This window comes from Shewanella sp. SG41-3 (assembly GCF_014164545.1).
Classification (GTDB): domain Bacteria; phylum Pseudomonadota; class Gammaproteobacteria; order Enterobacterales; family Shewanellaceae; genus Shewanella; species Shewanella vesiculosa.
On sequence record NZ_JACJFJ010000008.1, the window covers coordinates 137973 to 161562 of the forward strand.

The following is a 23590-nucleotide window of genomic DNA, read 5'->3' on the forward strand; positions in this document are numbered from 1 at the left end:
TAGGCATGCGGGTCGCGTTAGGTGTTGAGTATGATGGTAGTGGGTTTTGTGGGTGGCAGCGCCAACTCGATGTCGATTCAGTGCAAGCCCAGATTGAGAAAGCGTTAAGTTATGTGGCTAACGAGCCTATAACCGTATCGTGTGCTGGACGAACTGACACCGGAGTACATGGTACTGGGCAAGTGGTGCATTTTGACACCAATGTGCAACGTCCAATGACGGCGTGGACACAAGGCGTTAATGCTAATTTACCCAACAGCGTAGCGGTGAGATGGGCAAAAGAAGTTGATGACAGTTTTCATGCCAGATACAGTGCATTGGCCAGACGCTATCGTTATGTTATTTATAATCATAAGCTACGGCCTGGTATTCTCAGTGCCGGAGTGAGTCATTATCACGGCGATATTGATGAAAAATTGATGCATCAAGCTGCGCAACTTTTTGTTGGTGAACACGATTTTACCAGTTTTAGAGCGCTGCATTGTCAATCTAAAACCCCATTTCGTAATGTGCATCAAGTCAATGTGACTCGCCAAGGCATGTACATCATGGTCGATATTCAAGCTAATGCATTTTTACATCACATGGTGCGTAATATTGTGGGTTCATTATTGCAAATCGGTTTAGGCAATCAACCTATCGAGTGGATCTCTGAACTGTTGGCTCTGAAAAATCGCAAGCAAGCTGCTGCGACGGCTAAACCTAATGGATTGTATTTAGTCGATGTGACTTACCCTGAGCAATATCAACTGCCTAAATTGCCTCTTGGGCCATTGTTTATGCTCGACTAAAGTTATGTTGGTCATTTTTGAGTTGTTAAACCCAGAGTATATTACTGCAACACCTGCTAAGGTTTGCATACGTTAAATGGTATTGAATTATGTCAATCGCGTCTGAAATTACTGTTCCTAATCAACAATCAAGCTTAAATCAATGGCTGGATTATTTACTGGCTATTCATCCTAGTGAAATTGATATGGGATTAACTCGAGTGAGCGCTGTTGCTAGGCGTCTTGAGGTGATTGATTTGGCTCCTGCTAAAGTGATTACTGTAGCCGGTACCAATGGTAAAGGCACCACCTGCGCCATGCTCGCGTCGATTTTACGCCAAGCTGATTTGTCGGTGGGTGTTTACAGCTCACCGCATTTACTGCACTACAATGAACGAGTACAGATTAATCAGCAAGACGCCAGTGATGCCTCTCTTATTGAAGCCTTTTGTGCCATTGAGGCCGCTCGTGGTGATATTTCATTAACCTTTTTTGAATATGCTACCTTAGCTGGTTTATATTTATTTAAAGCTGCTAAAGTCGATGTGATTATTCTGGAAGTGGGCTTAGGGGGCAGGTTAGATGCCACCAATATAATTGATTCCACCGCCACGATCCTTACCTCTATTGATCTTGATCATCAAGAATATTTAGGTGATACCCGTGAACTGGTTGGCAGAGAAAAAGCCGGTGTGTTTCGCCCCGATTGCCTGGCCATTGTTGGTGAACCCGATTTGCCGATGAGCGTCACTGAATATGCGCATCAAATTGGGACTACACTTTATCGTGTTGGTCATGAGTTTGATTACCATAAAGACCAGAGTCATTCAGACCAATGGCACTTTACATCAATGCAGCAAACATATTCAGGGCTGAGTGTACCAAAGCTACCTCTGGCCAATGCGGCGAGTGTTGTAGCCTTGCTAAGCCATATTTGGCCGCACATTAGTCAGCAGCAGATTAACCAAGGTTTGCAGCAAGCTCAACTCGCTGGACGATTAGAGCAAGTCAGTGAGCAACCATTAGTACTCTTAGATGTGGCACATAATCCCCATGCGGCCAGATATTTAGCCCAGCAATTGCAGGCGTATCAAGGTCGTCGTATTGTAGCCTTGTGTGGCATGCTTAAAGATAAAGATATTACGTCAGTATTAGCGACATTAGCCGAGCAAATTAGTCACTGGAACTTCGTCAGTTTAGATATTCCACGTGGCGCATCAGCGCAAGCTCTACGTCAAGCATTGCCTAATGATACATGCCGTGACCGTGCCAGTGAGTTTGTTGATATCAGCAGTGCATGGCACGCGATCCAAACGACAGTGAAAGCCGATGATGTAGTCATTGTATTTGGCTCTTTTTATACTGTCGCAGGGTTTAAATTGTTATAAACACTATTTGTTTAAGACGTCGTTTTTAGAAATCATCATAAACGTCATTTGGTTAAAGAAGGGAATTAGCTTTGAATCGTCAATTTCAAAATCGTTTGGTAGGAACCATAGTACTCGTGGCCTTGGGGGTGATTTTTTTACCTGATTTATTAGACGGTAAAAAAGCTCAGGTTGTTGAGGAGTTCACTGAAATTCCTTTACGACCAGCTAGATTAACAGCTCCAAATCGCCCTAATTCTGCTGAAAAAGTAGAAGAGTTCCAAGTATTAACGATTGCAGAACCACAAGACCTTAGCAACGATATTGTGGCATTAGGTGAAGAGGAAGCAACCAAAGAACCGGCTAAAGAAGTGGCTCAAGTAGTTGAAAAGCCTGCTGTGGTTAAAACGGTCAAAAAACCTCAAGTCCAGGTAGCGAATAAAACCTCTGCACCGATCACCGCAGGCTTTACGCTGCAGTTAGGCGGTTTTAATAATATTACTAATGTAAAAGCGTTGATTATTCAACTGCGTAAAGCCGGATTTACGGCTTACACACTGCCTAAAACACCTGTCGAGGGGAAACTCACCCGAGTGTTCGTTGGCCCTGAAGTATCAGAAGATAAACTTAAAGCTCGTCAGCAACCTATATTCAAATTAACCGGATTAAAAGGCAAAATCGTTGCCTATAATCCACAAGAACAATAACCTATTCAGACGGTATTTTGCTTGGGTGATTAATATTTACAATTTGATTGTTCTTAATCACGCAAGAATAATTTGTACAATCAGAGGTGAGAAACATCTCTGTCTCTGTTAGAATCCCGCCGTCTTGAACCCTATACCGGATCCCCATCTTCATGGTTTGGATTGATTACGCAATTATTATCGTCATCGGGTTATCAACTGTAATCAGTTTGATCCGCGGATTTGCCAAAGAAGCCATGTCTCTTGTGGTTTGGTTTGCTGCATTCTTTATCGCTAGCCAGTTTTACCTCGATCTTGCTGCTCATTTAACCCAAATGCAGGACGAGTTAGTCAGAAACGGTGTGGCGATTGCTATTCTTTTTATCATTACCCTGATCTTAGGGGCACTCGTTAATTATTTACTCGGCCAGTTAGTGGCCAAAACAGGCTTATCAGGCACAGACCGAGTGTTAGGCCTGTGTTTTGGTGCCATTCGTGGCGCGTTGATCGTTAGTGCTTTACTGTTTTTCATGGATGCGTTTACAGCATTTCCAGATTCTAAATGGTGGCACGATTCTGTACTTGTACCTGAATTTGGTGTGGTTATTCAGTGGTTTTTTAACTATCTGGAAAACACGTCAAGCTTTGTACCCCAAATATAAACATAAAACACTTTACAGTGAGGAACCTTACCCATGTGTGGTATCGTCGGAATAGTAGGAAAATCAACAGTTAATCAGACCATTTATGATGCGCTAACTGTGCTTCAACATCGTGGTCAAGACGCAGCAGGTATTGTGACTGTTGACATGAATGCGTTTCGTTTACGTAAAGCAAACGGCTTAGTCAAAGATGTGTTTGAGCCTAAACATATGCAGCGTTTACAAGGCAATGCCGGTATTGGACATGTTCGTTATCCTACTGCTGGTAGCTCGAGTGCATCAGAAGCTCAACCGTTTTATGTTAACTCGCCATTTGGTATTTCGTTAGCACATAACGGTAACTTGACTAATACGATTGAACTGGCTGAAAGCCTAGTGACAAAGCGTCGTCATGTTAATACTACTTCTGACTCCGAGGTCTTGTTGAACCTGTTAGCCGATGAGTTACAAGAAACGCGCAGTTTAACCTTAAGTGCTGATGAAGTGTTTGATGCTGTTGCCAAAGTGCATGCGCAAACCCGCGGTGCTTACGCTGTAGTGGCCATGATCATCGGTCAAGGTTTAGTTGCATTTCGTGACCCATTTGGTATCCGTCCATTGGTACTTGGTAAGCATGAAACGCCTACCGGCACTGAATATATGGTTGCTTCAGAGAGTGTTGCTTTAGACGCAGTTGGCTTTGAAGTGATGCGTGACGTGGCACCTGGCGAAGCAATTTATATTTCACTTGATGGACAATTATTTACCCGTCAATGTGCTGCAGATCCTAGCTATGCTCCGTGTATTTTTGAATTCGTGTATTTTGCACGTCCTGATTCGAGCATTGATAAAGTGTCTGTTTATGCTAGTCGTGTAAACATGGGCGCCAAGTTGGGCGAAAAAATTAAGAAAGAATGGGAAGATCATGACATTGATGTGGTGATTCCTATTCCTGAAACCTCGTGTGATATCGCCTTAGAAATTGCCCGTTGCATGGATCTACCGTATCGCCAAGGTTTTGTTAAAAACCGTTATATTGGTCGTACGTTTATCATGCCTGGTCAGCAAGAACGTAAAAAATCAGTTCGTCGTAAATTGAATGCGATTAACACTGAATTTAAAGGCAAAAACGTACTATTAGTTGATGACTCAATAGTACGTGGTACTACGTCTGAGCAGATCATTGAAATGGCGCGTGAAGCTGGAGCAAAGAAAGTGTACTTTGCATCAGCAGCTCCTGAAATCCGTTTCCCGAATGTCTATGGTATCGATATGCCGACCTCAAATGAGCTTATTGCTCATGGTCGTGATGCTGACGAAATTGCTAAAATCATTGGTGCCGATGGTATTATTTTCCAAGACTTAAGCGACTTAATTGAAGCCGTAAGAATGGAAAATCCAGAGATTAAGCGTTTTGAAACATCAGTGTTTGATGGTCATTACATTACTAATGACGTTGACCAAGCTTACTTGGACCATTTAACACAATTACGTAATGATGATGCCAAAGCTAACCGCTCAAAAGACATTGGAACTAACTTAGAAATGCACAACGAGTGTCATCCATAAGCTAGCCAGGTTTTCATAGCCATAAAAAACCAGCATGAAAATGCTGGTTTTTTTATGTCCGCTTTAAACACTCGGTATTACTTGATAACAGGCGATAACAAGATAGATATCTCGATACTAGGTCGCTTTGCGGCTAGAGGCTATAAAAGCGATAAAGAACGATAGCAAGCGAGCGCTGAGCAAATGCCTAGATGCTAGGTCGCTTCGCGGCTAGAGGCTGTAAGAGCGATAAAGATCGATGACAAGTGATAACCTGAGAATATAAACGCATCGGATTTAAGGGCTCGCTTTCAAATATGACCATCCAGCAATATTGTCTACGCCTTCAATCAGATAGCGATTGCTATCACCGCAACCAGATATGATTATTACAGCATCAATCAGATATCGATTGCTTTCATCATCAAACGAATATGTCTGCTACACCTTCAATCAGATATCGATTACTTTCATCGTCAAACGAATATGTCTGCTACTCCTTCAATCAGATAGCGATTACTTTTATCGTCAACCAGATATGATCCCTTTTACCGTCATCCCGGTAATGCTTTTGAGCCGGGATCCAGCGTCTAAAATAGCGCCGTACACTCGGAGGTCGACGTCCGTTCTTTACGCTCGACTTGTGCTTTAATTGCTAGATAATCTTGCAACGCCTGTGATGCTTTTTGCGGATTCGACAGGGTTATTTTTTGATAGTGAGTCAGCACTTTGTGTAAATATCGTATAGCAACATTGCGCTCGTGGTCATTGTTACATTGCCAAAGTTTATCGCCCACAGCGCTAATCTTAGTGGTAGAACTATCACTTTCACTATCACATGCTATTCGCGATGATGGACTGTCACGCCTCACATAGATAATTTCATAAAAGCGGCGATTTTCTTCAATCAGTTTTTCATCAATTAAACGGCAATCAAGTTCAATGAGTTGGTGGCGAAGTTCGTACTGATGATGGACCGGACACAAGATAAAATCAATTTGACGGTTAGGGTGCAATTGGCAAAGTGTATTCACTAACTCGATCATCAAATCTCCGCCAATACCAGCAATGATCACTAATGGAGTTTGCTCGTCTGGCTCCAGAGGTATCGCTGACACATCGACACAATGTACTTGCCATTGATTGGCAGTTTGCAGTGGATAAAAAAGTTCAAGCTTAGCGGTTAACTGCTGCATTAATGCCGGCACAATATCGACAAAATGGATCGTGGTTGCAGCATGCCTATCGAGTAATGCCGCACCAAGAAATCCATGGTCGCAACAACAATCCCAAATATGGCTATAACCCATGGGGATCATACTGTTGATTTGTGCTAAACGCTGGCCGAGTTTCATCTGTTCATCGTGTTTGGGATTTAAGCTGCGTATTGTAATATTTTGACGATATAAGTGGTGAATTATTTCGTATTTGCAGCTTGGCGTATTTAGCGCTAATCTATACTGTAAATTTATACAGTTAAGCGGTGCCATTGAGTTTTATCTAATTGAACTTTAGCACCCTAATAATGGATTATGATTCTATATATTGCTGAAAAACCCAGTCTCGGTCGTGCTATTGCCGATGTTCTGCCAAAACCACATAAAAAAGGTGATGGCTTTATCACTGCCGCTAATGGTGATTGCGTGTCATGGTGTATTGGCCATTTATTGGAGCAAGCCGAACCTGATGCTTACGATGATGCATTTAAATCATGGAAGCTCGAACATTTGCCCATAGTGCCACAAACGTGGAAGCTCATGCCTAAAACCAAAACTCGCAGTCAACTTACTGTGTTGCGTAAACTGGTTAAGCAAGCCTCAGCAATCATTAATGCTGGCGATCCAGACCGTGAAGGGCAGTTGCTGGTGGATGAAGTGATTGTTTATTTAGGCGTCAAGGGTGACAAGCTCAATCAAGTTCAGCGACTATTAATTAGTGATTTAAATCCACAAGCAGTCAAACGTGCGTTAGGGCAGTTACGCAGTAATCGTGAGTTTATTCCTTTATCGACTTCTGCATTAGCCCGCAGCCGCGCTGATTGGCTATATGGCATGAACATGACTCGTGCTTATACCATTCAAGGGCGCAAAGTGGGTTACCAAGGCGTGTTGTCTGTTGGCCGAGTGCAAACGCCTTTGCTTGGCTTAGTGGTGCGCCGTGATGATGAGATTGCCGATTTCAAGCCAAAGTCTTTTTATGAAGTGCTGGCCCATCTGGTTACCGATCAGCAACAAACCTTTACCGCCAAATGGCAACCGAGTGAAGCCTGCCAACCCTACATGGATGAAGATGGCAGAGTGTTAGCCAAAGGCTTAGCTGAAAATGTTGTTGCTCGTATTAATGGTCAACCAGCGCAAGTGACTAAAATTGAAGCCAAAGATAAGCGCCAAAATCCACCATTACCCTATAGCTTATCAGCATTGCAAATAGACGCGGCTAAACGTTTTGGCCTCTCGGCAAAAGAGGTACTTGATACTTGCCAAAGTTTGTATGAGCGCCATAAATTAATTACCTATCCGCGTTCAGATAGTCGCTATTTACCTAAAGAGCAACATGCTTTGGCACCAAAAGTATTGGACGCGGTACTCAAAGGTGCTGCTGCATTAGTTGATGGTTGTGAGGCACCAAATGCCAAGCTTAAGTCCAAAGCTTGGGATGACAGTAAAGTCGATGCTCACCATGCCATTATACCCACAGAGAAAGTTGCTAATTTGTCATCGTTATCCAGTAACGAAGCCAAGTTATACCAACACGTTGCGAGGCAATATTTAGCCCAGTTTTATCCAGCTTATATGTATGCTGAAACTGCTGTGGAAGTGACTATTGCTGGAGGTTTGTTTACCACTAAAGCGCGTCAAGACAAAAGCTTAGGCTGGAAACAACTGTATAAGCGGGCGACCACAGTAAATCAAGCCAGTTCTAATTCTAGTTCTAGTTCAACTAGCAGCGATGACGATAACGACGACACGGTACAATCATTACCGCCGCTGGTTAAAGGGCAAATACTCCAATGTGAGCGTGGTGAATTACTAGAGAAAATGACTCAAGCGCCGAAGCATTTTACCGACGCGACATTATTAGGCGCCATGACTGGCATTAGCCGTTATGTGACAAACAGCGATATTAAGAAAATTCTTAAAGAAACTGATGGCTTAGGCACTGAAGCGACTCGTGCTGGGATTATTGAATTACTGTTTAAGCGCGGTTATTTAGTTCGCCAAGGTAAATCAATACTGGCCACACCTGTGGGTGTTGGTTTGATCCGCAGTTTACCTGAATCTGCAACCACACCAGACATGACCGCATTATGGGAAAATAGCCTCGATGCCATCAGTCAAAAAAGGCTTAAGTATGATGCGTTTATGCAGCCATTACTCAGCCAATTAGATAACCTAATTACCCAAGCATCGAGTCAGTTACCTTCTGCATTACAAGGTGTTGCCAGCAGTGCACCAAAGCGCAGCTTTAAAAAGCCATATAAAAAGAAAACTAAAGCGAAAAATTAACAGGGTGGCAAGCGATGAAAATCGTTAAGAGGGATGATACAGGCAAACTTACCCAGGCTAGGTTGGTGACGACATGGTTTAAAACAGTCAGGTGTCAAAGAAAGATTATTGCCAGTAACCTATCAACATCTTCTCAAAAGTATAGGGGCAAGCTTGAGTAGGCAAAATACAAGTTTGAAGAGCAATGAACACGATACAGCAAGATGATGCTAACCAGGCTGATTTTATGTTTTATGAAATCAGGCTTGGCCGTGAATTATGCCAAGTCTCTATGCAGACTTAGTATTAAGCTGATTATGTAGCAATGGCAGAGGGGCGATAATTGAATCTACGCTAATGAAATGGCCGTTTTCGTGAATAATCGTCAGTGTGATCAACTGAAGTGATTTTAATCGCAAAGTAGAACCAAAATGTTCTACTTTTTTTGTCGATTTTTTTAAGACTCCTGTGAGACACTCAGAAGATAAACTCTGGTGAAGAATCAGTATTAATAGACAGGGATAATCGCCACAATGGAAATTCGGTTTACTCAGCTGCAATGCCGTTCGTCTAGTGTCACCATGAACATTGAAGATTGGCTTATTGAATCACAACAATCTTGGGGCGTGTTTAGTACCGAAGGTGATTTAGGCGCCATATTGGGCCAGTTATTGACTCAGCAAGCACAAGATAACGCTTTGGCCTATTCTGGCATACTATCGGGTGTTGACTACTCGCAGGTCGCTTTGGTGTCACTGCATGAACAGCAGCTGTTACTCGAACAGATTCTTGAGCAAGATGACAGCGAGGCTTTAGGCTACATCGACCCTAATACTAGCGTTTATGGGGTGATCTTTACCCAATGTGATGATCACGCACTGACAAAGCGCTTATTAGAACAGCTGGATCTCACTCGGTTAAGCGATAGCCAGTTTACTCAGCTTTCTACCGGTGAAAGTCGCCGGGTCATGCTGGCCCGTGCTGTGGCAACCCAAGTGCCATTTTTAGTCCTCGACGAACCTTATGCAGGGCTTGATGTGGGCCATCGACAAGCGTTAAGTCAATATTTACAGCTGTTGTCGCAAACGGTACAAATGCTGGTGGTCGTGTCACGTGAAGAAGATATGCCTGACTGGATTGAGCATGTTGCGATGTTTAATCATGGCGCGTTAGACAGCATAATGACTAAGACTGAGTGGGATAATCATCCGCTGATTAGTCAACTTACGGCGCAATCAGGCCAACAAAGTGAAGATATGTTGGCCCTTATTCGTCGTCACAGACATAAGCCATTATTCGCAAATCCGGTCTTTCAGTTACACAATGGCCGAGTGGCTTACAGTGACAAAGTGATTTTCTCTGGGGTTAATTGGCGCATCGATTATGGCGTACATTGGCAAGTTAAAGGCCCAAATGGTTGTGGTAAAAGTACTTTGCTAGGGCTTATTTTTGGCGATCATCCACAATGTTACAGTAACGACATTGATATTTTTGGTAAAAAAAGAGGCTCAGGCGAGAGTATTTGGGAGATAAAAAAGCATATCGGCATGGTGTCATCAGCGTTACATTTACAGTATAGAGTTAATTGCAGTGCCTTAGATGTGATTGTATCGGGCTTTTATGACTCGATTGGTTTGTATCAACAACCGACAGCACAACAGTTAGCTATCGCATCCGAATGGTTAGCCATTTTACACATGGGTCAGTTGAGTAAAACGGCCTTTAGACAATTAGAATATGGCCAGCAACGCTTGTTGCTCATTGCTCGCGCTATTGTGAAGCAGCCAACGTTATTGATCCTTGACGAGCCTTACCAAGGCTTAGATTACCTAGGCCGAAGATTGATTAAAAATGCCCTTGAACTCATCGCTAAAGAGCACTTGAGCCAATTGTTGTATGTGTCACATTATCAAGAAGATAGCCTTGATAGTATTCAGCACTTTATTGAGTTTGTCGCCGACGAACATCAAGGCGGCTATCGTGCTGTGGTAACTGAAAGCTAATCATTGCATGGCTATTGTTTAAGGCTATGACGCTTATCTAAACAGCTAACATTTGTTGGCTGTTTTTCTTCGTCTGCTTAATGGCAAAATTCACTCGATAACCTTGCCATCCTGGCACTGTATGCGGCAGCTAAAGTCAGTAAGCGGATTGAAAATCTGAATGACTTGATACCCGCAGTAAATAGTATCTTTGGGCAGCTTGGTCGAATAGCCTAATCGAACTTTAGTTAGTGATAAACCTTGAAAACCCCATGTTTTGGCACCATAACCGTCTTATAGTGTATTTACTCAATTTTTTTAATATTGTTTTGTTGTTTTATATTGTTCGTATCAAGTCTATTGAGCCAGATTGTAGGTTAATCGATAACATTACGACATGTCGTTTCACTGCTAACTCTTTCTCTGAGTGTTTAAAATTAATATGGAGTCTGACATGACCAACGCTATTATTACTGATTTAGAAAAACGTTACACCGCCAAACGTTATGATGCGACTAAGCGCGTGTCACAACTAGATTTAGCCATCATTTATGACGCAATGGTGTTATCACCTTCATCTATTAACTCTCAACCATGGAAATTTATCGTGATTGAAAGTGATCAAGCCAAACAACGCCTACATGACTCTTATGCTAATAAGTTTCAGTTTAACCAACCGCATGCTAAAGCGGCTTCACATACCATATTGTTTGCATATAACCCTAAGTATACCCGTGAAGATTATGCCAAAGTGGTTGATCAAGGCATTATCGATGGCCGTACTAAGCCTGAAGATCGCGAAGCTGCATTTGGTGGATACGCATTTGTTGACTTAAACACTGATGAAGCGGGCAACAATGCGGCATGGACTAAGTCACAAACCTATTTAGCATTAGGTAACACTATGCATGTTTTAGCTCGCCTTGGTATTGATTCTACGCCGATGGAAGGCGTAGACAGTGAGTTGCTAGGTGAAATTTTTGCTGAAGAACTTGGCGGTTATGTGTGTGAAGTTGCATTAGCATTTGGTTATCATCATTCGGATGAAGACTATAACGCTAAGTTACCTAAATCTCGTTTGGCTAAAGAGCAAGTATTACAGGTCGTATAAATAGGCTTTGATATTGATTTTATTCGTTTCAATGTCGAATAAACCTTGGTTAGAAAATATTAACGTTGTAGCGCTTCGCACACAGAGGATCAACAAGGGGAACACTGCTTGCCCTTGTTGATCACTCCATCAATTCCGCCAAGGTGTTGATCTTCCATATCATAATAACAATCACCTCATAGCCCAGAGAGTACATCTGATGTGAAAAACCTCTGACGCCGTGATGTGTGATAAATTGCATGATGTTACCACAGGGTTCTCATCATGCTATTTCGAACACTTCGGACGGTGACTTTAGGTTTATCGCTTTGTTTTAGTTAATCTTATGCCAGTTTATTTTCATTACACAAACTTGGTTGATTGATGCATTAACGTAAACAATGACCGCGGTTGAGACTAATAAGCTTATCAAAAATGCGATCGCCATCCATGCGGATGCCGTTGTGTTCATATTCTGATGTCAGCCAATACTTGAGATTGTTGACTTGCTTAGCGGTTTCTAGGCTGTATTGCATTTCGACAAACATGTCGTTGCTGTAAATAGCGGCTGCTACCGGAACCTTATTATTCGCTAACGTTTCAAGGTCATATAATGCCGGCCAATCTTTCTTAGCCGCGATTAAGTCTGCTGCAGGTTGTAATGGCATTAATGCTTCAAATTGAGCAAACATCCATGGGTAAATCATTTCACCTGTAAACAATAATGGCTTATTCGGACGGTAATTGAATTGTTCAAACTGCGCTCTCACTCGATGGGCCGCCCACGCTGAAGCCTTATGTTGGCAGTAAATAGATTCGTGCAATAAAGCAAAAATAGGATTAGTGCTGTAGTCGAGGAAATGACTAAATTGATGTAAAAATAACGGATTAACATCAATACCGTGGGGTGTTTCGATTAAGGCTTGTTCAAGCAAATAGTAGACCGCTTCTGGCCCTTGTTCCATGCCTAAATTAATCCCTAACAATTGCAACATTTCAACTGTCAGTAATTCGCCTGTGGCTAAGTACACTTTGTTTTGATAAAGGTGGCTGGCTAAGTTATCAACTAAGCTGCGGGCATCACTAAAGCGTTTGAAAAAGTCGTTGTTTTTGGCGATGACTCGTTGATATGTCGCTTGATATACTTCATCAGCAGGGCGGCTAAGTGAAGGTATGCCGCCAGTAATGTAGGCTTCTTTTAGGCCTTCAGGCGCGGCAGACAAATAATGCAGCACACAAAAGCCACCAAAGCTTTGGCCTAAAATACTCCAAGGTTGGTCTGGGGATAGTTTGGCTCTAATATATTCTGCATCGCGAATAATGTTGTCGGCACGGAAAAAACTTAAATAATCAGCCTGGTCGGTGGCGTTCATATAACTTAAGCTGGTGGCATTGATTGGGCTTGATAATCCGGTGCCCCGCTGGTCGAGCAATAACACTCTATATTCAGTTAACGCACGTTTTATCCAGCCGTTATTGCTGATCGGCCTGACGGCACCAAATCCTGGCCCACCTTGAAAGAATACTAAATAAGGCAGTTTTTTATGTTGGTTTTCAACACTGACAATTTCCCGAGCGAAAACCGTAATCTGTTTACTGGGACTTTGTTGATAATCTAATGGCACCGAGAAAAAGTGCTTACGAGCAACAATGTCTGCTAAGGTGAGTTCTGTGTGCATAAAATGCCTATTGGGTCATGATTAATGGTGATATCAAGCTTATTCAGCCGTAAGTAACGTTATTTTATGAGCCATGTTAATGATTAACAATCACTAACTTGATGCAAATCATCTTAAATAGCTATCTAGATCAAATCTGCCTAGGTAGAATTAACCGATAATTAGCCACTGATTATTAAACAACGAGGTTGTCAATGAAGTATCAAATCATCCCCGTAACGCCTTTTCAGCAAAATTGTAGTGTTATTTGGTGCGAAAAGACCTTGAAGGCTGCGGTAGTTGATCCTGGTGGTAACATTGATAGGATTTTAGCTGAGGTGGCTAAGTTAGGCTTAACGGTTGAAAAAATATTATTAACCCATGGGCATATTGATCATGTTGGTGGGGCGGCGGCATTGGCGAGCGAATTAGCTATTCCGATCATTGGTCCGCACATTGCGGATAAATTTTGGTTAGAAAACTTGGTAAAACAAAGTCAAAACTTTGGGTTTCCGCGTGTAGAAGCTTTTGAGCCAACCCAATACCTTAATGAAGATGATGTGCTAAGTGTTGGTGAGCAACATTTACGAGTTTTGCATTGCCCTGGACACACACCAGGACACATTATTTTTTATAATGCTTTTGCTAATTTAGCCTGGGTGGGCGATGTGCTTTTTCGTGGCTCAATTGGTCGTACCGATTTCCCGCAATCCAATCATCAAGACTTACTCCAATCAATCACTACCAAGTTATGGCCATTAGGTCACAATGTGAGTTTTATTCCTGGTCATGGCCCAATGTCGACGTTTGCAGATGAACGACAACATAACCCTTTTGTTGCGGATCAGTTATTTGATTAACACTTTTCTACACAATTAGGTCGTTGAGGTTATTTATTAATAAGTTGAAACTATTGATTCTTTGCATTGTAAACCCAGTCTGTTAGCTTAAGAGTATGCGTTTACATATGATGGACAGTTCAAATGGTTCAACACCTCGTTGATTTACTCGATACCTGGTTACCTTCTTATCAAGAAGACTGGGTACTCGCCGTTCTCACTCAAGTACAAGGCTCTTCTTACCGTAAACCAGGCGCAATAATGCTATTTCATCCCATGGGCAAAAGCTTAGGAATGTTAAGTGGTGGTTGCCTTGAAGCGGATCTCCGTCGTCACGCGCAACGTGCGATTCAAACTCAGCAAGTTATTCAGTTAACCTATGATGCAACTGACGAGTCTGATACCAGTTATCAACTTGGCTGTGGTGGCATCGTTAATATCATGATGGTGTCGTTGAATAAATCTAACAATTATCTTGGTTTAGTGAGTGTTCATGATGCTTTGATGCGCAGTCATTCAGGTGTATATCAAATTGATATCGTTGCTGATGGCACGCCGGCCGACCAACTCAATGGTCACTTTGTTGAACAAAAATCGGAGCAAGCAACCGTTATCACTCTCAATACTAAAACCCACAAAGAAGCCTTTGAAGATCACTCAGTGTTACATATTCCAATCAGGCCACCTGTGCATATTGGTATTTTTGGGGGCGGTTTAGATGCCCAACCAATTTCGCAAATGGCGCAAACGTTAGGTTGGAAAGTCACTGTATTTGATGAACGTACTGCGTACGCACGCACTTATGATTTTCCTGGCTGCCAGATCATCAAAAAAGCCACCAAGGATGTGTCAAGCTCACTGTTGGCCAGTTTAGATGCAGCCTTTGTGATGAGTCATAATTTACAGATTGATGCTAAAACATTACAGGTACTGCAACCTTTATCCCTAGCGTATATTTCATTATTAGGTCCGACTCACCGCCGTGACAAGGTGTTGAGCATGGCTGAACTTAATATCGATGACTTTAGTGGTTATTTTTCGGCACCAGCAGGGTTGGCATTAGGGGGCGAGCTGCCTGGTTCGGTTGGACTGAGCATATTGTCCCAGTGCCATGGCGTACTTTATCAAAGCAAGATAACCAGTCTTGATACTGTAATGCTGTCTTAGCGAGTTGATACGTAAATGACGGCAAACATAGTTACAGTGATCTTAGCTGCTGGGGCAAGCAGCCGATTTAACAGCGCTAAAATTGTTGCTAAAGTGCAAGGTGAACAAAGTTTGCTGGCACACAGCTTACAGACTCTTGATGTGGTGACTCAAACGGCAGGTATTGCACCTGCGGTGGTGATGTTGGGTGCCCATCAAACCGATGAAGTGTTAGCGATAACGGCCAATCATCAGCGAATTATCAATCATGATTGGCATTTAGGTTTGTCCAGTTCAGTGAAACTTGCTGGCCAATATGCCCAAACGCAACAGGCGGATGCTTTACTGGTGGTGTTAGCCGACCAAGTCGCATTACAAAGCCGTGATTATTTACAATTGATCCAAGCGTATATCCATAATAAGTTAACTAGCTGTGCTTTTTACCTGCATAGCGTAGGTGTACCTGCTATCTTTTCAACTGAAGATATTAAAATATTGATGTCTCTTGATGGCGATAATGGTGCAAAAAGCATTTTAAAACAAAATGATAAAAATAATAGCTTGAACATTATTGTGATGGAACAAGCGCAATTTGATATTGATACACCTGCTGACTTAGTACGTTGGTTAGATAATAAGGATTGATTATGACAACCCCAACACAAAAATTGATGGTCAATGGAAAGGATTTTACCCTTGATGCCGACCCTAATATGCCAGTACTTTGGGCATTGCGTGACATATTAGGTCTAACTGGCACTAAATTTGGTTGTGGAGCAGGGCTTTGTGGTGCATGCACTATCCATGTTGACGGCAGTCCAATGCGTGGTTGTTTAACCAGCTTAAAGCAAGTTCAGGGTAAGCAAGTTACCACTATTGAAGGTCTTGAGGCTGAAAAACTAAAGCAAGCTTGGTTAGCGCATAATGTGCCGCAATGTGGTTATTGTCAGGCTGGGCAGTTAATGTCTGCCGCAGCCTTACTCACCAGCACGCCTAAACCGACTGAAACCCAAATCCTTGATGCGATGTCGGGTAATATTTGTCGTTGTGGTACGTATCCACGGATAAAAGCCGCCATTCAATCGGCTTCGGAGGCGTGATCATGACCACATTCACAGCTGTTGAGAATATTAGTCGCCGTAATGTATTAAAGTTATTTGGTGCAGTCGGTGGTGGACTCGCTCTAGGGGCAACCAGTTTAAGTTGGAGCCCAATGGCCTTAGCTGAAGACAAGCAAGCGCTGATGAACTTGTTTGTTGCTATCGGTGAAGACAATAAAGTGTATTTGACTTGTCATCGTTCTGAGATGGGACAAGGGATTAGAACAGGCATACCGCAAATTTTGGCTGACGAGTTAGAAGCTGATTGGGATAAGGTTGTAGTGGTGCAAGGCTTAGCGGATAAACGCTATGGCAGCCAAAATACTGATGGTAGCCGCAGTATTCGTAAACATTATCATCGTATGCGTCAAATGGGCGCGACCGCAAGAACCATGCTTGAACAAGCTGCGGCGCAAATTTGGCAAGTTCCGGTTGCGGAGGTGTATGCTAAAGCCCATAAGATCCATCATAAAGGCAGTAACAAAAGCCTTAGTTACGGTGAGTTGGCTGTAGCGGCATCGAGATTACCGATGCCAGAATTAGATTCTGTAGTGCTAAAGCCAGAAAGTGAATTTACCCATATTGGTCAATCTCATACTATTGTCGATATGGATGCCATGCTCACGGGCAAAGCGATTTACGGCTATGACATTAAATTAGACGGTATGTTGTATGCCAGTATCACTCGTCCGCCAGTATTAGGCAGTGATGTGCTGAGCCTTGATGACACCAAAGCCCGTAAAATAGCCGGGGTGGTTGACATTATTACCTTACCCGTTCCGAAAGGTGCACCATTATTTCAGGCTTTAGGCGGCGTCGCAGTGATTGCCACTAACAGTTGGAGTGCGATTGAAGCGCGTAAAGCGTTGGTGATTACCTGGTCTAAATCGATTAATGATAGCCACAATTCAGACACATACCTGCAGGGGTTGGTCGAGAGAGTAAACCAACCAGGTAAAGTGATGCGCCAGTTGGGTGAGTCAGTCACTGATTGGCCTGAAGCGTCAACAGTTAAGGCTGTTTACACTGTGCCCTATTTAACCCATGCTATGATGGAGCCACCAGTAGCAACAGCAAATGTAACTGCTAATGGATGTGAGTTGTGGGCTTCGAGCCAAACCCCACAAAGTACCCAGCAAAATGTGGCTGGTGCATTAGGGTTAAAAGAAGAGCAAGTTACCGTTAACGTGACTTTACTGGGTGGTGGTTTTGGGCGTAAATCTAAGCCTGACTTTAGTGTTGAAGCCGCCATTTTATCGCAAAAGCTCAATAAACCCGTCAAAGTATGTTGGAGCCGTGAAGACGAAATTCAGAATGGTTATTATCATGCTATCAGTGCGCAGATGTACCAAGTCGCTCTCGACAATAATAAGATGCCCACCGCACTATTAGCCCGTACAGGCTTTCCGTCAATCAGTTCAACATTTGCCGAAGGGGTTGAATACCCTTCAGCTGGTGAGCTCGATTTAGGTTTTAGTGACGTACCGTTAGCGCTTAAGCACATTCAACTTGAAGCTGTCAAAGCGCCCGCGCATACGCGTATTGGTTGGATGCGTTCTGTGTGTAATATTCAGCATGCTTTTGGTATTGGCAGTTTTGTTGACGAGATAGCCGTAAATGCTAATAAGCCCTGTGTGCAAATGTGGCGTGATTTATTAGGTAAAGCGCGCATCGAACCGTTTGAAAACCAAAACTTTACCTATGGCAATTACGGTGAAGACTTAGCCGATCACCCGGTGGATGTAGGGCGTTATCATAAAGTGCTCGATAAGTTAGAAGCCGTAATGGCAGATGCCCCTAAAGCGGCTAAAAACCAAGGTTGGGGTATGGCGGTGCATCGCAGCTTTGTTAGCTATGTTGCCGTTGCTACGCTAGTTGAAGTGGTAGATAAACAGCTTAAAGTATTGAAATCTATTGCGGTGATGGATGCTGGGAGAGTGATTAATCCTGATCGAGTGAAATCACAATTAGAAGGTGCGATCATTTTTGGTTTAAGTTTAGCGACCATGGGCGAAATTACCTTTAAAGACGGTAAAGTCGAACAATCTAACTTTCATGACTATCCGTTATTGCGTATGCCGCAATCGCCGCAGATTGACACTTATATTATTGAGTCGATAGCAAAGCCTGCTGGTGTAGGTGAGCCCGGTGTGCCTCCAGTTGCGCCCAGTTTAACCAATGCCATTTTTGCGGCAACGGGGATACGATATCGCGATTTACCGCTTAATAAATTTTTATCGGTTTAGCCATTTTCGTGAGCTACAACACTTAAGTTTACTGCGCTTAAGCCGATAATAATTAAGCTAAATGCCTAAGTGTATTCGCACTTAGGCATTGTTTTTTTTAACGATAATTTAAAATCACTCTCAATTGAATCGTTAATGAATTTTAGTATTGATTCAGATTGAGTGGGTGCTGTTGTTTATTTAATCTTATTCTCATATTTGAGATAGTAACGCATTGCCTTAGGAAGCTTATATGAAGCAAATTCAGTTTAGAACCATTGATGCAATTTTGATTAAATTTAGCCTGAATGGAAAATTTTGGGTGGTGTGTTCGCTGGTTGCATTCATCACCAGTGTTATTGCTCTGATGAATTACCAACAAACGAATGATTTAATTGCTCAATCATCATTACAGCGGGTTAAAGCAAGTGCTGAAAGTTATGCCTCGGTTGCCAATAATCAAGGCTTAACAAATACTGCTCTGGAGCAATTTGCACAAACTCATCAATTACAGTTATCTGGTCGCGATAATACTTTGCGCAGTGGTGATCAAGTAACAGCATCAGCTAGTGTCGGCGATCAGTTTCTAAGCGTGAGTCAAAATGTTCAATCCTGGGAACAGGAACCATTAAGCCAAAGCTATTTTATGCTAATCATCGCATTAGTTGGCTTGCTACCATTATTTCAACTGAGTTACTGGATCTCAACCTCGTTAGGCGGCGGTTTATGGGATATGTACATGGCTATCAAACGGTTAGCTGATGGTGATTTAACCTTGAGATTAAACTTCTTTGGTACTGACGATTTCAGTTTAATCGCCAATGAAATTGATCGCTGTGCTAATAATATGAGTGAAATGGTGACCGCTATTCGGAGTAATGCAGAAACCCTAGCGACTGCCGCCAATGAGTTTAACCATCAAGCTAACACTAATGATGACTTAATTGATCAGCAACATCATTATTTAGATTCTGTAGCGCATGCCATGGATCAAATGACCGGAGCCATTGCAGATGTATCACATCATGCGAGTGATGCATCTTTGAATACTAAGCAAAATGCTACCCAAATGGGTCAGAGTCAGGGCAAGATTAATGATGCAGTTAAGCGGATTGGCTATTTGTCTGAGCGTATTGCTGAAGCATTTTCATCTGTAGAGCAGTTATCTCATGATGCCACCCAAATTAATGTTGCTGTTACTACCATTGAAAGTATTTCTGAACAAACTAATTTATTAGCGTTAAATGCAGCCATTGAAGCGGCGCGTGCCGGTGAGCAAGGCCGGGGTTTTGCTGTGGTGGCTGATGAAGTACGTACTCTTGCAGGGCGGACTCAACAAGCGACCGTTGAAATTCAAAATATGATCGAAGGCTTACAACAAGGTTCTAAAAAACTGACCAGCATTACCAATGTGATTGTTACCGAAGCCGATCAGGGCAGTGCAAGTATTAAAGCGGTCGGTGACGATATTACCGACATGGCTGAGTCGATTAATGCCGTGTTTGATATGAGTAGCCAGATAGCCGCCTCAGCGGAACAACAAAGTGTCTCTGCTGGTGATATTGCCTCGCAACTTAATCAAATCCGTCAGCAATCGGAGACGATTCGCAGTACTGCAAAACATGCCGGAATATTAGCGAAAGATTTACATCAATCATCTCAAGGTTTAGCGGCGATTTTAAGTCAATATAAAATTTAATTTTGTGTCAAGCAGCCCATAACAACGGTCAGTGACAGTTAGTTAAGGTGCTCGATAAAGATGGCATAGTAGTGATGATAATCACTTGGGTTACTAATATGCATGGCTTAGCCATTATTTGATTTTTATAGCAGCAACCTTTTAAGGGCGATTATTTGGCCTGTAATATACTAACGTGAGTCGTTTGCTCTGCTCATGTGAGCGTGTTGACAAACTATCAAGCTATCAAGCTTAGCCGGTGGTGAAGGAATGCTGTAAAACTAAAAAAGCTATAAGCAAGATTGCTTATAGCTTTTTTGTTGCTAAGCGATGTCGGGGGCTAGGTTATGTCAGCACCCTAACGATTAACTAAACGTAGTCCAAATGGGGGCATGATCGGACGGTTTCTCAATCGCGCGTAACTCGTAGTCGACATCAGATTCGACTACGCGTGACACTAATGAGTCGGTCACTAATATCACGTCGATGCGCAGACCACGGTTATCATCAAAGCCTTTACTGCGATAATCAAACCACGAGTAACGTTCAGTGCGATCTGGGTGCAATTGGCGGAAACTATCAATAAAGCCCCATTGTTGTAAACGTGCTAACCATTCACGTTCTTCTGGCTGGAAGCTACATTTTCCGCTTTTTAACCAACGCTTAGCGTTCACTTCACCGATGCCGATATCTAAATCGGTGGGCGATATATTGATATCACCAATGATTGCTATGTCATCGCTTGGTTGGTGATGTTTCTCTAAATATAGCATTAAGTCTTGATAGAACTTACGTTTAGCCGGGTATTTTGTTTCGTGGTGAATGCTTTCACCTTGTGGAAAATATCCATTGAATACCGTTAATACTCGGCCATTATCTTGTGTAAATTGGCCAATAATAAGTCGACGCTGAGCATCTTCATTATCAGATTCAAAACCTTTAATAATGCTAATGGGTTCAGCTTTGGACAGCATGGCTACGCCATAATGTGCTTTGCCGCCATGGTAATGAACTTTGTAGCCCATTGCCTCAACATCTGCAACCGGAAAGGCTTCGTCGTGCACTTTGGTTTCTTGTAAGCCAATAATGTCAGGCGCGTGGCTGTCTATAAGTGCTTGTAATTGATGCAGTCGAGCACGTATGCCATTAATGTTAAAAGAAACAATCTTCATTATGGGAGCACTCGTTTAAATGGCTTAACAATAACGCTTTTATACACACCAGCACCAATGTAAGGATCCACATCAGCCCATGCTTGTGCATCTTCTAATGAGGCAAAATCGGCAATAACTAATGAGCCGGTAAAACCTGCTTCACCAGGGTTTTCGTTATCAATAGCAGGATGTGGTCCGGCAGTTAATAAACGGCCTTCATCAGCTAAATCTTGTAAACGGGCTAAATGTTCAGCGCGAACAGATAAGCGTTTCTCTAAACTGTTTTCCACATCTTGAGATGAAATCATATACCACATATCGTTGCTTCCTTTATTTGATTTTATTTTACATGAATGCTTATTGACCATCAGTTGTTTGCGAATCGTCATCTTGCATATTTTTATACAAATAAACGACCGTAATAACGGTGTTGATTAAGGTGAGGGCGGTTAGGCCAAACACTTTGAAGTTTACCCAGGTTTCCAGAGGTAAATTAAACGCAATGTAAATATTAGCAAAGGCACATAAGACAAAAAATCCAACCCAATACCAAGTGACTTGAGCCCATATTCTATCGTCAACTTTCATTTCTTTACCAAGCATGCTTTTAAGCGCAGGTTTGCCCATCATTTGTGAGGCAATTAGTCCTATGGCGAATAAGGCATAAACGATACTGACTTTCCATTTGATAAAGGCATCGTCATGGAAAAACAGTGTGAGTGAGCCGAACACAGTGACCAAGGCAAAGGTGGCTAAATGCATTTTTTCAATGTGTTTATAAAGCAGATAAGTGATCACAAGTTGAAGCGCTGTTGCCGCAATCAATACTCCTGTTGCGGCGTAAATATCATAGAACTTGTAAACCGCAAAAAAAATGACTAATGGTAAAAAATCTAACAGTTGCTTCATATAAATCTCAGGCTAGGGAAACGATAATGTCTAGTTCAGACATGATTACATCATATTTCCAATCGTAATTGTGGCCAATTGTAGCATGATGTTATTGCCATTCGCATTAATATGGTGGTTAATCTGCGGATTCTAAACCTCTATTGTGCAAAAGAATGTAAACCTTTTTAATTAGGTTTGTGAGTAATAGAAGGTGATTACAGTAGTGCTAAACCTGTTGTGGCTGAGTGTAAATTATTGATTATCAATATTTTTGATAAAACCTGCAATCTCTGTATCATCAATGGGCATCGCATAGGTTGAGCGTTTATTTGTAAAGTGGTACCGCAATAGAGGTTGCTGTTTTGATGGTTAACCATAATTTAGGCTCATCAAGAAGACTGGCGCTTTTTTCTGACAACAAGGGATTATGCAGAACAAATTCTTTACGTTTGTCGAGTTCGGATTTTTCGAGCATGCCATCGGTGATGGGGTGATTATAGAACATGGCATTGAAGCTACCGTCATCGATGGCGACTCGTAAGCCATATTCAATTCGTTCAGCTAACCGAGGATTGTCTTTACTGACAAAAAAATAAATCGGGGCTGTGTAGCGTATTAAGATATTCTTTTCTACTACTAATTCACTGTGACGAGCAAGGTCGCGCCAAGGTTCAAAAAGAGCACGAGGATAATAATCAAACCGATTTTTAAGCAACATACTAATTAAACTCTTTTCTGGTCCTGGGACCACATTAAAGCCATTGCTGTTCAAAATATTGGTATCAGGCCAATCTAAACCTTGACCCATAAGGATTTTTTTTAGGTCTTCTAGGCTGGTGAGTTGATCAAATTGTGGCTGGTCGCCTTTGCGTATAATCCCAATTCTATATCCCATAAGCCCTTTTAATAGTGGGATATAGACCGCTTGAAGCTGTGCTTCCCGTTCAATACTTGTCATGCTCCACGCGACATCGATATTTTTGTTTTCGGCCAGCATTTTTAGGGTGCGACTTTGAGGCATATTAATCATGGCTGCACGCATTTGAAACGTACCGTAGCGGCTAGCACTTTTATCCAGAGCGAGTGCTAACAGTGAAATAAAATAGGCTTGCTTAGGATCAACACCTTGAACGGAGGCATTATAATTAACTATGGTGTGTTCAAACTCTAACGCATTTTCTGAGGCGTTTGAGGTATTGAATGAACATAAGATTACAAGTGTTAACATCCTTATTAACTGACTTTTCATACAGCGCCGATTTAGTGATTGATTGATGATAAATAAAGTATAGTTAACAATAAAAAAATAGCTGGAATAATTACTCTTTTT

Annotated in this window: 20 protein-coding genes; 14 read left to right on the forward strand and 6 right to left on the reverse strand. The window is 42.3% G+C overall.

What is annotated here, in order from left to right:
• Positions 1 to 5: 5 nt before the first annotated feature.
• From truA to purF, 5 genes are all read left to right on the forward strand, one after another.
• The gene (truA, locus tag H5164_RS15935; RefSeq protein WP_182757067.1) at positions 6 to 791 is read left to right on the forward strand and encodes a tRNA pseudouridine(38-40) synthase TruA; all 786 of its coding nucleotides are present in this window, start codon (positions 6 to 8) and stop codon (positions 789 to 791) included.
• A gap of 89 nt (positions 792 to 880) precedes the next feature.
• Positions 881 to 2158, forward strand: a complete 1278-nt coding sequence (gene folC / locus H5164_RS15940) for a bifunctional tetrahydrofolate synthase/dihydrofolate synthase (protein WP_182757068.1) — start codon at positions 881 to 883, stop codon at positions 2156 to 2158.
• A gap of 71 nt (positions 2159 to 2229) precedes the next feature.
• Complete coding sequence (locus tag H5164_RS15945; RefSeq protein WP_124016158.1) at positions 2230 to 2844, forward strand: SPOR domain-containing protein; 615 nt, start codon at positions 2230 to 2232, stop codon at positions 2842 to 2844.
• A gap of 152 nt (positions 2845 to 2996) precedes the next feature.
• Positions 2997 to 3485: a CvpA family protein gene (locus H5164_RS15950; protein WP_124016157.1), complete on the forward strand. Its 489-nt coding sequence runs from the start codon at positions 2997 to 2999 to the stop codon at positions 3483 to 3485.
• 33 nt (positions 3486 to 3518) lie between these two features.
• Entirely contained in the window at positions 3519 to 5033 is a 1515-nt protein-coding gene (gene purF / locus H5164_RS15955) for an amidophosphoribosyltransferase (protein ID WP_182698498.1), read from the forward strand.
• Positions 5034 to 5602: 569 nt separating this feature from the next.
• On the opposite strand, the gene H5164_RS15960 is transcribed toward purF, so the two are convergent.
• A complete protein-coding gene (locus tag H5164_RS15960) occupies positions 5603 to 6367 on the reverse strand; it encodes a tRNA (adenine(22)-N(1))-methyltransferase TrmK (protein ID WP_182757069.1) in 765 nt (254 codons plus the stop codon).
• 177 nt (positions 6368 to 6544) lie between these two features.
• Between H5164_RS15960 and H5164_RS15965 the strand changes: the two genes are divergently transcribed.
• The 3 genes from H5164_RS15965 to H5164_RS15975 all read left to right on the forward strand — a co-directional run bounded on the left by H5164_RS15965 (position 6545) and on the right by H5164_RS15975 (position 11590).
• A complete protein-coding gene (locus H5164_RS15965; RefSeq protein WP_182757070.1) occupies positions 6545 to 8518 on the forward strand; it encodes a DNA topoisomerase III in 1974 nt (657 codons plus the stop codon).
• Between the two features lie 512 nt (positions 8519 to 9030).
• The gene (locus H5164_RS15970; protein WP_182757071.1) at positions 9031 to 10500 is read left to right on the forward strand and encodes an ATP-binding cassette domain-containing protein; all 1470 of its coding nucleotides are present in this window, start codon (positions 9031 to 9033) and stop codon (positions 10498 to 10500) included.
• A 433-nt stretch (positions 10501 to 10933) separates the two neighbouring features.
• Entirely contained in the window at positions 10934 to 11590 is a 657-nt protein-coding gene (locus H5164_RS15975; RefSeq protein WP_182757072.1) for a nitroreductase family protein, read from the forward strand.
• Positions 11591 to 11958: 368 nt separating this feature from the next.
• Here the strand turns inward: H5164_RS15975 and H5164_RS15980 are convergent, their stop codons facing one another.
• Positions 11959 to 13248 (reverse strand): alpha/beta fold hydrolase, encoded by a 1290-nt coding sequence (locus H5164_RS15980; RefSeq protein WP_182757073.1) that lies wholly within the window; start codon positions 13246 to 13248, stop codon positions 11959 to 11961.
• A 194-nt stretch (positions 13249 to 13442) separates the two neighbouring features.
• Between H5164_RS15980 and H5164_RS15985 the strand changes: the two genes are divergently transcribed.
• The 6 genes from H5164_RS15985 to H5164_RS16010 all read left to right on the forward strand — a co-directional run bounded on the left by H5164_RS15985 (position 13443) and on the right by H5164_RS16010 (position 20236).
• A complete protein-coding gene (locus H5164_RS15985; RefSeq protein WP_182757074.1) occupies positions 13443 to 14087 on the forward strand; it encodes an MBL fold metallo-hydrolase in 645 nt (214 codons plus the stop codon).
• A gap of 123 nt (positions 14088 to 14210) precedes the next feature.
• Positions 14211 to 15233, forward strand: coding sequence for an XdhC family protein (locus H5164_RS15990; protein WP_182757075.1), 1023 nt, complete (start codon positions 14211 to 14213; stop codon positions 15231 to 15233).
• 15 nt (positions 15234 to 15248) lie between these two features.
• Positions 15249 to 15857, forward strand: coding sequence for a nucleotidyltransferase family protein (locus H5164_RS15995; RefSeq protein WP_182757076.1), 609 nt, complete (start codon positions 15249 to 15251; stop codon positions 15855 to 15857).
• A 2-nt stretch (positions 15858 to 15859) separates the two neighbouring features.
• On the forward strand, positions 15860 to 16312 hold the full coding sequence (locus tag H5164_RS16000) for a (2Fe-2S)-binding protein (protein ID WP_182698489.1): 453 nt from the start codon (positions 15860 to 15862) through the stop codon (positions 16310 to 16312).
• 2 nt (positions 16313 to 16314) lie between these two features.
• Positions 16315 to 18558, forward strand: a complete 2244-nt coding sequence (locus H5164_RS16005) for a molybdopterin cofactor-binding domain-containing protein (protein WP_182741535.1) — start codon at positions 16315 to 16317, stop codon at positions 18556 to 18558.
• 232 nt (positions 18559 to 18790) lie between these two features.
• Positions 18791 to 20236 carry a methyl-accepting chemotaxis protein gene (locus H5164_RS16010; RefSeq protein WP_182757077.1) on the forward strand — a complete coding sequence of 482 codons (1446 nt, stop codon included), beginning with the start codon at positions 18791 to 18793 and terminating at the stop codon, positions 20234 to 20236.
• Positions 20237 to 20580: 344 nt separating this feature from the next.
• Here H5164_RS16010 and xthA read toward each other — a convergent pair whose 3' ends face one another.
• From xthA to H5164_RS16030, 4 genes are all read right to left on the reverse strand, one after another.
• Complete coding sequence (xthA, locus tag H5164_RS16015; RefSeq protein ID WP_182698486.1) at positions 20581 to 21387, reverse strand: exodeoxyribonuclease III; 807 nt, start codon at positions 21385 to 21387, stop codon at positions 20581 to 20583.
• Positions 21387 to 21686 carry a YciI family protein gene (locus H5164_RS16020; protein ID WP_182698485.1) on the reverse strand — a complete coding sequence of 100 codons (300 nt, stop codon included), beginning with the start codon at positions 21684 to 21686 and terminating at the stop codon, positions 21387 to 21389. The genes xthA and H5164_RS16020 overlap by 1 nt, the downstream gene beginning before the upstream one ends.
• Before the next feature lie 40 nt (positions 21687 to 21726).
• Complete coding sequence (locus H5164_RS16025) at positions 21727 to 22278, reverse strand: septation protein A (protein ID WP_182757078.1); 552 nt, start codon at positions 22276 to 22278, stop codon at positions 21727 to 21729.
• Positions 22279 to 22585: 307 nt separating this feature from the next.
• Complete coding sequence (locus H5164_RS16030) at positions 22586 to 23488, reverse strand: hypothetical protein (RefSeq protein WP_259396844.1); 903 nt, start codon at positions 23486 to 23488, stop codon at positions 22586 to 22588.
• Positions 23489 to 23590 lie beyond the last annotated feature (102 nt).